This is a genomic window from Cerasibacillus quisquiliarum, from assembly GCF_014202495.1.
Classification (GTDB): Bacteria; Bacillota; Bacilli; order Bacillales; family Amphibacillaceae; genus Cerasibacillus; species Cerasibacillus quisquiliarum.
In genome coordinates, this window is the sequence record NZ_JACHHA010000001.1 from 262,927 (window position 1) to 275,905 (window position 12,979).

Annotated in this window: 13 protein-coding genes; 8 read left to right on the forward strand and 5 right to left on the reverse strand. The window is 34.6% G+C overall.

Annotated elements, in window-relative coordinates; all coding sequences use genetic code 11:
• Positions 1 to 25 precede the first annotated feature (25 nt).
• The 4 genes from HNQ35_RS01285 (at position 26) to HNQ35_RS01300 (ending at position 3,472) form a co-directional block, all read left to right on the forward strand.
• On the forward strand, positions 26 to 718 hold the full coding sequence (locus HNQ35_RS01285) for a GntR family transcriptional regulator (RefSeq protein ID WP_146934835.1): 693 nt from the start codon (positions 26 to 28) through the stop codon (positions 716 to 718).
• Between the two features lie 329 nt (positions 719 to 1,047).
• Positions 1,048 to 2,229, forward strand: coding sequence for a diaminopropionate ammonia-lyase (locus tag HNQ35_RS01290; RefSeq protein ID WP_246118010.1), 1,182 nt, complete (start codon positions 1,048 to 1,050; stop codon positions 2,227 to 2,229).
• A 107-nt stretch (positions 2,230 to 2,336) separates the two neighbouring features.
• On the forward strand, positions 2,337 to 2,708 hold the full coding sequence (locus HNQ35_RS01295; RefSeq protein WP_146934829.1) for a DsrE family protein: 372 nt from the start codon (positions 2,337 to 2,339) through the stop codon (positions 2,706 to 2,708).
• 125 nt (positions 2,709 to 2,833) lie between these two features.
• Positions 2,834 to 3,472 (forward strand): superoxide dismutase, encoded by a 639-nt coding sequence (locus HNQ35_RS01300; RefSeq protein ID WP_146934826.1) that lies wholly within the window; start codon positions 2,834 to 2,836, stop codon positions 3,470 to 3,472.
• A gap of 104 nt (positions 3,473 to 3,576) precedes the next feature.
• On the opposite strand, the gene HNQ35_RS01305 is transcribed toward HNQ35_RS01300, so the two are convergent.
• Positions 3,577 to 4,566 carry a proline dehydrogenase family protein gene (locus tag HNQ35_RS01305; protein ID WP_146934823.1) on the reverse strand — a complete coding sequence of 330 codons (990 nt, stop codon included), beginning with the start codon at positions 4,564 to 4,566 and terminating at the stop codon, positions 3,577 to 3,579.
• A gap of 291 nt (positions 4,567 to 4,857) precedes the next feature.
• Here HNQ35_RS01305 and rbsK point away from each other — a divergent pair, with 291 nt between their 5' ends.
• Together rbsK and HNQ35_RS01315 are read left to right on the forward strand one after the other, a co-directional pair.
• Positions 4,858 to 5,745 (forward strand): ribokinase, encoded by an 888-nt coding sequence (gene rbsK / locus HNQ35_RS01310; RefSeq protein ID WP_146934820.1) that lies wholly within the window; start codon positions 4,858 to 4,860, stop codon positions 5,743 to 5,745.
• Between the two features lie 12 nt (positions 5,746 to 5,757).
• Positions 5,758 to 7,590, forward strand: a complete 1,833-nt coding sequence (locus tag HNQ35_RS01315; protein ID WP_146934817.1) for a DUF4430 domain-containing protein — start codon at positions 5,758 to 5,760, stop codon at positions 7,588 to 7,590.
• A gap of 180 nt (positions 7,591 to 7,770) precedes the next feature.
• Here the strand turns inward: HNQ35_RS01315 and HNQ35_RS01320 are convergent, their stop codons facing one another.
• The 4 genes from HNQ35_RS01320 to HNQ35_RS01335 form a co-directional block, all read right to left on the reverse strand.
• Positions 7,771 to 8,028 carry a DUF3006 domain-containing protein gene (locus HNQ35_RS01320; RefSeq protein ID WP_146934814.1) on the reverse strand — a complete coding sequence of 86 codons (258 nt, stop codon included), beginning with the start codon at positions 8,026 to 8,028 and terminating at the stop codon, positions 7,771 to 7,773.
• 15 nt (positions 8,029 to 8,043) lie between these two features.
• Complete coding sequence (locus tag HNQ35_RS01325) at positions 8,044 to 9,282, reverse strand: MBL fold metallo-hydrolase (protein ID WP_146934810.1); 1,239 nt, start codon at positions 9,280 to 9,282, stop codon at positions 8,044 to 8,046.
• A gap of 408 nt (positions 9,283 to 9,690) precedes the next feature.
• Complete coding sequence (locus tag HNQ35_RS01330; RefSeq protein ID WP_146934807.1) at positions 9,691 to 10,254, reverse strand: phosphoribosyltransferase family protein; 564 nt, start codon at positions 10,252 to 10,254, stop codon at positions 9,691 to 9,693.
• A gap of 166 nt (positions 10,255 to 10,420) precedes the next feature.
• Positions 10,421 to 10,879: an SRPBCC family protein gene (locus tag HNQ35_RS01335; RefSeq protein ID WP_170226548.1), complete on the reverse strand. Its 459-nt coding sequence runs from the start codon at positions 10,877 to 10,879 to the stop codon at positions 10,421 to 10,423.
• 356 nt (positions 10,880 to 11,235) lie between these two features.
• On the opposite strand from HNQ35_RS01335, the gene cyoE reads away from it, so the two are divergent.
• Together cyoE and HNQ35_RS01345 are read left to right on the forward strand one after the other, a co-directional pair.
• Complete coding sequence (gene cyoE / locus HNQ35_RS01340; protein ID WP_146934800.1) at positions 11,236 to 12,147, forward strand: heme o synthase; 912 nt, start codon at positions 11,236 to 11,238, stop codon at positions 12,145 to 12,147.
• A gap of 137 nt (positions 12,148 to 12,284) precedes the next feature.
• Positions 12,285 to 12,953, forward strand: coding sequence for an HAD family hydrolase (locus HNQ35_RS01345; RefSeq protein ID WP_146934797.1), 669 nt, complete (start codon positions 12,285 to 12,287; stop codon positions 12,951 to 12,953).
• Positions 12,954 to 12,979 lie beyond the last annotated feature (26 nt).

The following is a 12,979-nucleotide window of genomic DNA, read 5'->3' on the forward strand; positions in this document are numbered from 1 at the left end:
TAGTTATATAGAAAGAGGAAGATGTATGGTTCATTTTAATCGCCGCGCATCAGCGAGTGATGTCGCATATCAACATATTAAAGAAAAAATTATTAAATTAGAATATGCTCCGAATACACATTTAGTAGAGGAATTATTATCGAAAGAAGTTGAAGTAAGTCGAACACCGTTAAGGCAAGCTTTATATCGTCTTGAACTTGAGCGATTAGTTATTAAACAGCCGAATGGTAGAATGATTGTTGCCCCCATCACCATTAAAGAAGCGGAAAATGTTTTCAAGGTGCGTGAAGTGCTAGAAGGTCTTGTCGCAAAAGATGCCACTTATAAGTTAACAGAACGTGATTTTCATGCGTTAGAAGATGTTCTTGTATTAATGGAAGCTGCGGCAAAATCGAAGCGAAAAGAAGACTTGGTTAAATACGGAGCAGAATTTCATAAAATATTACAAAAGGCGAGTGCTAATGATGTCGCTATCCATTTTCTCAATCAATTAGAAAGTCGAATTGCAAGATATCGTCGCATTAGTAGTTATGCTAATCCAAGTTATGAGCCAGAAGTAGTTTTACAAGAACATCGGAAAATATTGACATTACTCCAGGCAAAACAGACAGAGAATGTTGAAGAAGCGATGCGCGCACATATTAGAAGAAGTCTTCGTTCAACGGTTGAAACGCTCGAACTTCATGCTGAAAATGAGCTTTCAGAATTTGAATCCTAATTGCAGAAAAGATGTTTTTTCGTTAAAATTTAGAAAACGGAAGAACATCTTTTTTATTTATTATTTAGAAGCGACTAAGCATATAAGGGATAAGCCATATATATTTAGGTAAAAATCAATGTATACATTTAGATTTATTCGGGTATACGTTTTGTATGGTTATTCTGGATGATGATTGGAGTCTTCCTATATGAAATTATTTCTTAAGTCTAAATACGTTCGTTCTTCTTATAAGAGTCGCTTTTCTTATGTTTTAAGTCAGTTATTGATCTCGTCAAATGGCATATGGAAAGGTAAGATTAAACTTTTGTATAAGGAGGAATTTTAAATTGAAATGGATAGATAATAAACATCGAGTTCGGAAGTATTTAGGAAATCATTCTGACATTGTACGAGTGAGTCAGCTCGTTAAGCGTTATCATGAGACGATACCTAAATATGTCGCAACACCACTTTATCGACTTAATCAGTTAAGTGAACATTTCGGAGTAGGAAATATTTTTTTAAAAGATGAGTCATCACGCTTTAATTTACAAGCTTTTAAAGTACTGGGGGCAACTTATGCGATTGGAAAATATATTGCTGAACGGATAGACGAGGATTTCCAACAAATGACATTTGAAAAAATACGTCAGGCTAAAGACATAATAGGAGAATTGACATTTATTTCTGCGACAGATGGTAATCATGGGCGCGGTGTAGCATGGGCTGCTAAGCAATTGGGACATCGAGCAATCATTTATTTACCAAAAGGAGCATCACATTTAAGAGTCAATCATATAAGACGATTAGGTGCAGAAGCATACGTAACAGATATGAATTATGATGAAACGGTTGAATATTGTGCAAAACGCGCAGAAGAAAATAATTGGGTATTCGTTCAAGATACGGCTTCATTCGGTTATGAAAAGCTTCCGCGATGGATTATGGAAGGCTATCGGACGATTGCTGTGGAAATTGTCGATTCACTAGGCGACAAGCGACCGACTCATATTTTCTTACAGGCTGGTGTGGGATCATTTGCTGCTTCGATGGTGCAGTTTTTCCTTGAATATTATGGTGACGACGAGTTAAAAATTATTCTCGTTGAACCGCATGCTGCGAATTGCTTTTACCAATCGGCATGTCATCAGGATGGAGAAGCGCAAATCGTGACAGGTGATTTACTGACGATTATGGATGGTTTATCATGTGGTAAACCGAATCCAGTCGCCTGGAATGTATTAAAAGACACGGTTGATTATTTTATTTCGGCTCCTGATGAAATTGCTGCACAAGGTATGCGTATATTAGGACAGCCTCTTGATAAAGATCCAAGAATTATTGCAGGTGAATCAGGTGCTGCTCCATTTGGTGCCTTTACTGAAATCATTCGTAATGATAAATATGTATCTTTACGTGAACAATTATCCCTCAATATAGAAGCAAATATATTATTCATAAATACAGAAGGAAATACCGATCCTGTTCAATACGAACGGATTACTTGGGATGGTATGTTTTCTATGTAAATGATATATGCTAAAAAAGATTCTCGGGCAAAATAATTGATTTTCACATATGTTTTCATGCATTATATACCTGTAAGGGTATTTAAAAATAATGGAGGTCTTTTAAAATGAGCCAAACAGATTTATTAATTACATTAACAGCACATGAAAGAGATGCCAATAATGTGACGATTGCATTTACAATGGGAGTAAAGGCTTTAGAACAAGGTCATTCCGTAGAAATTTTATTATTATCTGATGCTGTTCATTTAGCAGCAGACGGATATGCAGATAAAATTGATATCGGCGAACCGTTCTTGCCAGTTAAAGAGTTACTACCTGCATATTTATCCAAAGGCGGTAAGTTAAAAGTATGCTCTTCTTGTATGGAACATAACGATGTATCAAAAGATAGCTTATTAAAAGAAGCAGAAGTTGTAAAAGCTGATTATGTCATTGAAGCAATTATGAACGCTAAGAAATCACTTCAATTAAACTAATAATTTCTAAAAACCTTCTCTAAATGGGAAGGTTTTTTTATTTAAAACACTTGACGAGTTTCACCAAAACCATATAAGTTGTATATGAGCAAAACTTTTATATTAAAGAAAGAATGAGGGAAAACATGTCAGTATTTAAATTACCAAGCTTACCTTATGATTTAGAAGCTTTAGAACCTTATATAGATGCTAGGACGTTAGCGATACATCATGGAAAGCATCACGCAACATATGTTAATCATTTAAATAAAGCATTAGAGGGTTACGAAGATTTACAGGAAAAATCATTAGAACAACTTTTGGGAAATTTGGACCTTATTCCTGAGAAAATTCGAACTCAAGTGAGAAATAATGGTGGTGGAACATATAGTCACGCATTATTTTGGGAAGTGATGTCTCCTAATGGTGGTGGTGAGCCAACTCATGATATAGCTAAAGAAATCGATAAGTATTTTGGTAATTTCACGAATTTTCAAAATGAATTATCGAATGCTGCTATTTCAAGATTTGGTAGTGGCTATGGTTGGTTAGTTATAGATCAAGAAGGTACACTATCTGTTATGAGTACTGCTAATCAAGATACACCTTTGTCTGTTGGCAAAAAGCCACTGTTAGTCATTGATGTATGGGAACATGCATATTACTTAAAATACCAAAACCGTCGCCCAGAATTCGTTGAAAACTGGTGGCATACGGTAAATTGGGAAAAGGTTAATGAACTGTTTTTAAACGCAAAAAGATCAAAAGCGTTTAAAATATATTAGGTTATTCAAATGCCATAAATCTCCTGGGGTGGTAGCCAGGAGATTTTTTTATAAAAAAAGATTGTTCCACTATAAAAAGGAACAATCTTTTTATTTAATCTCAATTAGTCTTCTTTCTTTTTGCTCTTTTTCGTTAATCTGCCGAGTAAGAACGCACCTGCTGCGACACCAAGAATTGTATTTGTCTTTTTATTAAATACTTGTTTCGTTACGAGACTCAGGTTTTGTGGTCGTTCAGCTAGGCGACGCATAAAGTAACCGTACCAATCTTCACCAAATGGCACGTACGTACAGAATTTATAACCTTCATTGGCTAACTCTATTTGTAAATCTTTACGGAAACCATAGAGCATTTGGAATTCAAATTTGTCATTCGAAATGTTGTTTTCTTTAACGAATTTCTTCACATAATCGATAACATGATGATCATGTGTGGCGATAGATGTGAATTTACCATTTAATAAATGATATTCAATAAGTTTTAAAAAGTTTGCATCGATATCTGCTTTATCTTGGTAGGCGACCGTTTCAGATTCTTTATAAGCGCCTTTAACGATACGTAAACGATAATCTTTATATTTTTGAATATTATCAACAGATTCAAAGAAGTAAGCTTGAATAACAGTCCCAATGTTATCATATTCTTTAGAAAGTTCGTCTAACAAGTCAAATGATGGTTGTAAATGGTCGTAATCTTCCATATCCATATTAACAAAGATGTCATATGATTTTGCTTTTTCCATTATTTCTTTTAAGTTGGCTAAGCAAAAATCATAATCAATGTCTAAACCAAGTTGTGTCGGCTTTAATGAAATATGAGCATCGACCTCATGCTCATGGATGGCTTCAATCACACGAAGGATTTCTTCTTTCGCTTGAGTTGCCTCCTCTTTTTCAAATACAAATTCACCTAGGTTGTCAATTGTACATGAAATACCGTGCTGATTCAGCTTTTTAATACTTTCTATCATTTCTGGTATGTTTGTACCGGCAACAACAGACTGTGCTCCTAATTTAAGCCCCCAACGTCTAGCTCCTTTGTTCAACATTTGATTTTCTGATAAATACAGAAAGAAATTTTTAATCCAACTCATTTAACTTACCTCCAAATTTGCTATAATGTTTATGATTCATGATGTTCTATAAGGTGAAATGCCTTTCTTTGTTCATAAAAAAAGAAAAGGTTTTCAAAATGAATAAAAGAAAAAATAAAATGAGTTATTGAAAAATACAATCTGAATCATTTAAGACAACATATATATTATAATGGAACCATAATGAAAAAGCTATGAAAAAAAAGCGAAAATTATTTGTCAGATGTCACTATATTTAGTGGGAATGTCATATTATTTAGCAAATTATTGTCTGAAAGGGTGCAAGGTATGATGAATAAGAAAAATCGTGTTTGTGTCGTTGGCAGTATTAATATGGATGTTGTCACGACGACTAGGAAAATGCCAAAGCAAGGTGAAACAGTCTTAGGAAAAGATTTTAGAACATATCCTGGTGGAAAAGGTGCAAATCAAGCTGTAGCAGCTTCTAGGTTAGGATCAGATGTTACACTCATTGGAGCTGTTGGAGATGATGTTTTCGGTCATGATTTGCTGACACATTTAAGTGAAGAAGGTATACGTACTGAAGGAATTACAGTCATACCTAACGTTCCTACAGGTGTTGCGAATATTATTTTAACTAATAACGACAACCGTATCATTGTCGCACCAGGAGCAAACCATCATGTGACACCAGAGGTCGTTAAACAACATCGGAAATTGATTGAACAAAGTGATGTCGTTCTTTTACAACTAGAAATTCCTCTCGAAACGATTGCTTATACAGTCGATTTAGCGTATGAGTTGGGGAACGATATTATATTAAACCCTGCACCGTTTCAGACTTTGCCAGAGCATATTTTACGTAAAGTAACTTATTTAACACCGAATGAAACGGAAGCAGAAGCGATGGGTTTGACAAAACTTGATATCGATATAAAACATAAAATTGTTATGACATTAGGTGAACGCGGCGTACATTTTATGAAAGATGATATGATGATTCCTGCCTTCTCTGTACCAGTTGTTGATACAACAGGTGCAGGTGATACATTTAATGGTGCTTTTGCTCATCAATTAGCAAATAAGCAACCGATTGAACAAATCATTAGAAGGGCTAATGCAGCTTCGGCACTTTCAGTCACAAAGATGGGGGCTCAAGGCGGTATGCCGACAGCACTTGAAGTGGAACAATTTCTAACAATGTACCCTAAGTCTTAGGAGGTCTATCCATTGAGAAAAAGTTACGCCATAATATTTACGTTTTTCTTGATTATAAGTCAGTTTTCTTTTTTACGACCGTATTTTGTTATTGCGGAAACGTATGATGAAGTGGTTATGATTTCAGCTGTTGATGAAAGCGGTAAGGTTATTGTACCTGTTACGGCTGTTCCAATGTCTAAAGGGGATACAGCATTTGATATCTGGCTAGCTGGTGCGCAAGAACATCATTTTGATATTCGTTATGAAGATACCGAACAAGGCGCTTTTATTCAAGAAGTTGCGCATATAAAAGCTACTGATAAATATTTTTGGTCATTTGTAATTAATGGAAAAGAATCGGATACTGGTCTATCGGCGTACGATGTAAAACATGGCGACCATCTCATGTTAGTGTTAAGAGACTTAGATAATTTTGCTCCATCTGTTCATGTTCATGTGTCAGTGACTGACGAAAGCGGTAAGTCCATCGTTCCTATGACTGACATCACGGTCTCAAAGGATGCAACTGTTTATGATGTGATATATCAATTATCATTAGAAACAGAAAAGCCATTTGTCGTTCGCATGGATGATGGTTATATGTCTTATATACTGGATACATATTTCATTTCAGCTATCATGATTCATGATGATGTTATCGAAGAAAAGGAGATGACGTATCAAGTTTCCGATGAGGATGTGCTCCAGATTGAAATCGAAGCTGCTTTAGAACAGCAGGATGACCAATCTGTACAAGTTAATGCTAAACAAAGGAAGGAAACACATGATGCAAAAACGGAAATAAACGAAGCACATGTTTCACAAGATGTGTTAAAACAAAAAGAATTACTAAAGAAAGTACCTCCTTTTTCTAAGTCACTTCTCCAACAACAAATAAAGCAAACACTATCATTTTTTAAGCGTCAGGGCGAGTTACAATATGGAGATGAATGGTTGATTTGGGGGTTAGCCCATGCAGATGAACATATTTCCAACACTTATTTAGATAGCATGAAAGAATTACTTGAAGATCACTATGTGATAGAGGACATTTTTGAACTAGAAAAAATAATTATAAGTTTATCGGCATTAGGTGAAGATGCTGCTAATTTTAATGGCCATCGTTTAATTAATCAATTAATACGACATGAAGAGTTTGAAAAAGCGTCACCATCCATTAATTCTGTTATTTATGGGTTAATTGCATTAGATAGTCGGGCATATGATGCAAATGACGATATACGTAAACATCTTGTTGATATCCTCCTGCAAAATCAACTATCTGATGGTGGTTGGGCTTGGACTGGTGATGTATCAACTGCTGACATCACAGCGATGGTTTTACAAGCGCTCGCTCCATATCAAGATGAGCAAGATGTTAAGCTTGCAATAGATGATGCACTGAAGTTTTTACAAGAAGAGTTACAAGAAATTGGTGGATATTATGATGAATGGAGTGGTTATCCAAGTGAGACGACCTCACAAGTAATTATAGCGCTAACCGCTTTAGGGATAGATCCAACAAGTGATACTTATACAACAGCAGGAGGTCATTTGTTGGAACATTTATTTAAATATCGAGCGAATGACGGTGCTTTTAAACATGTGATTCATGAAGAATCGAATGTATTAGCAACAGAACAAGCTTTCTTAGCATTACTCGCTTATGAAAGATATCAATCAGGTAAGGGATCGGTTTTTGATTTTACTTCTATGAAAAAGTCTAATTTTCAAGCTGATGAAGAAAGCCAAACAGGGAAAAAACTGTCGAACACAAATATGTCCAATTATTTACTGATAGGTATCGTGATCGTATTACTAGTGGGTATTCTTTTATTTCGTCGAATAAAAAGAAACACATGAATGATAAAGATGGACGAAAATTGTATATAAAGTGGCGTTATGGTGCGTGTTATGGATACAGAAATGGTAGATTCATTTTTTGAAAGACCTGTAAGTAGCTCACCTCAGTTACGTCAATATCAAAATAGATGATGACGTAACCGTAGGCACTCATTATCATTTAAAGTGGTTGAAGGGGAGCTACCGTTTATACTTACTTTCAGTTTGTCGAGCACGTAATTTTGCCATGAGATTAATCGTCTTTTGTTTTTCAGCTATTGTTGTTGCTTCCGAAATTTTAATAATTTTATAGGATGGTCCGTCTTTTTCTATATCAAAATATGTATTTACCTGACTTCCCGTAGGTAAGTTACTTTTGGGCACAGTGAACTCTACTTTTTCTGATTCAACTAAAATAACAGCTAAATCCCCTTCAAAGCGATCAAGAATTCCTTTCATTTCATAAGTCCTCCCTTAATTTGTACAGGCTAAGCCTTCATTTTTAATGTCTTGTAAGCGACTTGGTCCGATTCCAGTCACTTTTGATAATTCGTCAACTGATGAGAATGGCCGTAATTCAATGATCTGTGCTGCTCGGTCTGAACCGATATGTATGATTTGTTGTAACTCGCTTATTGGCGCTTTATTAATATCAATACAGTTCTTAGTTGTCGTTTTCTTTTTAGTGAAGTTTGTTGTTTCTTTCTTTGATGATGGTGCTTGTTTCTTTGTTGTTTTTGCTTTCACTGTTTTTATGGAATAGTTATTTCCATCTGTCGTTAATTGAATCGTTCCATGAAGATCTGTTCGATATATACGAATACTTGCGTTTTCTAATCGATTTAATACATCAGGGTGTGGATGACCATAAGAATTATCAGCTCCAACACTAATGATAGCAATCTTAGGTTTTATCGCATGAATGAATGATCGTTCACTTGATGTGTTTGATCCATGATGACCAATATGTAAGACATCAGCTCTTAAGTTTTCATTCATTTGGAGCATCTCTGATTCAGCTTTTGAATCAGCATCACCCGTAAATAAAAATTGATGACTGCCATAAGTAAAGCAAACAGATAGTGATTCTTCATTTGTCTGTCCAGTTTTATTTAGTGGGTAAACGACTTCCATCTCCAAATCACCGATCGCAAATGATTCACCAGCTTGTGGTTCATGATAGTTAATATCATGATTTAATATACTTTCAATAGACCGTTGGAATACTTGAGAGGAACTTTCATTACCTGACATCCAAACCTCTTCGACGTGAAATGTATCAATGATTTCCGGCAATTGACCAATATGATCTGCATCTGGATGACTAATAATAATTAAATCGAGATCTGTTATGCCTAATTGTTCTAAATAGTCAATCGTATCATCTCGTTTCCAGTCCCCTGTATCAAATAAAATTGCATGTTCATCAAACGTAAATAATGTCGCATCTGCCTGTCCAACATCAATATAATGAATCGTCAATGGTGATAAAGAATGTTTTTTATGAGAAGATGTTTTTTTCTTTGTTTTTTCTTTGCTTTCATTATGATTGGTTTGATGTATGGCTTCTTTGTCTGATTGAACACTTTGTTCTTCAGTCTCGATTTTTGTTTCATCAGCTTTATCTTTCGAATGAATCGATTCATCAATTTGTAATTGACATCCCGTCATAAAGAGCATGAACGTAATTAATATTGTCAAATAGCGCTTCAAACTTATTCCCCCAAATCTATGTTCTATCCATAATTTACACAATATAAATGTAAAATCAAATGATTAAGCATGTGTTTTTTGGAAAAAATTAATTTATGATTAGGAAAGAGTAAATTTTAATAGATTGCTATAACTAATATAAGAGTTTTGCTTATCTTAAAGGAAAAGTAACATATTGATAGCAACTAAATAGAACCATCACAAAATAAGAAAAGGTGCTCATGATGGTATTGAGCACCTATTTTTATAACATTTACTTTTTAATTATGGTGGGGTATGCTTTGACTATTGTAAATTTTAATCATTTATCTATCTAAAATATTAAAGGCATTTCTATATTCTCATTGTTTATACGATATTAGAACAGTCACTAGATCAATTGTAGATACATTTTGTCATCTAAGCTTCTCACTCTTTATTTAAAGATAATGATGCTTCGCCAAAGAGTGGTAATTTTTCTAAAAAAATAATATCATCCCGATTAGCTGCTTCACCTTCTGCTAATATAGCTGCTTTTGCAATAATTTTTCCTCCTGCTTTAGTAACGAGATCCTCCAAAGCTCGAATCGAATCACCTGTGCTAATAACATCATCAACTAAAGCAATGCGCTTACCTTTAATGCGATTGACATCATCAGTTCCAAGACAGAGAAGTTGTTTACTTTGAGTTGTCATAGAAGTTACTTCACTAATGAAAGGTTGTTGCATATAAGCTTTAACACTTTTTCTAGCAACGATGTATCTCGACATATTTAACTGTTTAGCTAGTTCATGAACTAACGGAATGCCTTTTGCTTCAGCTGTCACAAGTAAATCAACTTTTGGAAGTTTCTTACTTAGTAATGTTGCTGCTGCTGCAGTCATTTCAGTATCGCCTAATAGAACAAAACTAGCGATTTGTAAATCTTCTGTTACATTAATTATCGGTAGTTGCCGTGTTATTCCTGCTATTGTTATTTCATACGTTTCCATCGTCTTAACTCCAATCTTCTTAGCATGTTATTCATGCACCATACACGAACAATAATAACATTTTTCTTAATATCGTTCAATTTAAAAGCGAATATTTTTCGTTCTAAACAATAGAAAGCGATTACAAATGGATATTTTTACTAAATGTATTTAAAAATCCGAACAATTACGTCATCGGTGTCGGCTGTCTCTTTAAGATTTCTAATTTAATTCGCTGCCCAAATTGGTGAAGCATTTTCGGCAAAATGTTTTTGAGAATTGGTCGAACAAAAGCATTAGGTAAACCTTTCACTTTTAATTCAATTGTGGCTTCTATTTTCGTTTCGTTTTTGCTGTAATCTTTTACATAAATACAAGCTTTTCCTAATAATTTATTTTGTAAGCTAGAAAAATTTATGACCATATGATAAGGGGTAGCTGTTTTCATACGTTTAACATGAAGTTGGATTGTTTTTTCAAGTAAACCGAGTTCACCTTTCAATGTCCAAACAGATTGTAGTGGAGTTATTTCACGATGATGTATGTAGCCATCAACACAATTAGCCCAGTTATTGAAATCATTAAGAAAAGACCAAACTTCTTGAAGTGGCAAAGCTAATGTCATTTGATAATCAATATTAGACATGACATACCTCCTATAAAAATATAAAATGAATGACCAGTTGTTAATATATGCATGGTATATTAATTGTAGACCGATTATATTACCCAGGAAATTTTCAACGATAATAGAAAGCATGTCTCGTCTTGACGTAATATAATAATAAGACATGTAACCCCTCTTCTTAGTGGGTACTTAACACAAGGTACAAAAAAATATTAAAATCTTACATATATAGTGTGATTTTTAGCAAAGGTGTAAACATGATGATTTCATTTTCTAACTTTTTACTGTTGTTGATATTTAATTGCTAGAATCATAAAGTGTTTCATGCTATGATATTGTATATCTGTCTTATTTTATTAAGGGGAGGGGAGTAGATGAATCTATTAAATCAAACATCACATCACCAGCAATCAAAAGTGCGTACATTTTTACAAGATCTTAAAGCACTTCTTAAATTTGTTGTATTAATCATTAATGTAATGCCTGTTCTAACTGGTTATGTCCTAGCACTGTATTTTACAGAAGAAGCCCTCTCTAATCATATCTCTTCTTTTGTTTTCACTTTGGTTGGTAGTTTCTTCATTATTGCTGGAGCACTGATTTTAAATAATTGGTATGAAGTTGACCTTGATAAACATATGAAACGTACGAAAGCCCGACCAACGGTTACCGGTCATTTTTCTTTAAGGACAGTCCTTGTAATGGGAATGATTTCGACCTTGATTGGATTTGGTTTTCTTCTGTTTACAACATGGTCTGCTGTCTTGTTTGCATTTATTGGATGGTTTACGTACGTTGTATTATATACATTTTGGACGAAACGTCGTTATACTTTAAATACAATCATTGGCAGTGTATCCGGAGCAGTAACACCACTCATTGGCTGGGCAGCTGTTACATCCGTCTATCATATTGTTCCAATTATGTTGTTCATTTTGTTATTTATTTGGCAGATTCCGCATACATTTGCCATCGCCATGCGCCGTTACGAAGATTATAAAGCCGCTGGTGTGCCCATGCTTCCAGTTGTCGCAGGCTTTGAAGTGACTAAAAGGCAAATGCTTGTTTGGATTATTACATTACTTCCCATTCCATTTTTCTTAACATCTCTCGGAATGCCATTTGTCATTATAGCGACGGTGTTAAATGTTTGGTGGTTATATCTGGCAATTAAAGGTTTTTTTATGAGAGACGATATGAAATGGGCGAATATGATGTTTCGTTCATCTTTACAATATTTGACGATTATCTTTGCTATGATGACTTTGATTGCTATAATTGATTAACTGTATGGGGTGCGCTGAAGCGCATCCTTTTTTAATAATGTATTTCAGAAAATAGCGAACTTTTTTCATTGCAGTTCGGCCTTAATCTTGTTAGGATGATTTATAATACAAGAAATCATATGCAAAGGAGTGGAAAAATGGCTGTCGTCACCGTAGATTTTGATGGGACCCTTTATCAAGGGAATTCGTTTAATGTTATGTTTCAAGCAGGACAAAAGGAGTTTACATATAAAGAGTGGACAACCGTTTATCGTCATTTGACAGTGGCGCTCGCTTTAGGAGTTACAAAGGGAAAAAATGCGTTTCGTCATCAGTTTTTTAAAGGGTTTGCGAAAACATTTAAAGGTAAAACAGAAGCAGAGCTTGATCGTTTTTTTGAAAAGTTAGTTGACCTAGGAGAGAAAGATATCCATTATGGCTTAGTTGAACATGTGCGTAAACATCAGAAAAAAGGAGATCATGTCGTTATCTTATCTGGAGCATTGCGACCATTTCTGAAAGCTTTCGTTAAAAAAATTGGTCTCGATGTTGACATTATCGGTACAGAACTTGAATATTATCCTAACGGTATTTGTACAGGTGAAATTGGTACAATTGTTAACGGAGATGAAAAGGTTAGGAAAGTTAGAGAATGGATGTTTCATAAAAAACGACAAGGCTTGTTAACAGATGATACGGTATGGGCTTATGCAGATAGTAAGAGTGATTTGCCGTTATTTGAATTTGCCCATTATCCAGTCGTTGTTAATCCTAAATCAGATATTGAAAAAGTAGCGCAACAAAAAGAATGGCCTATTATCGCTTAATAAAATCCCGCATGATGCTAACTGTT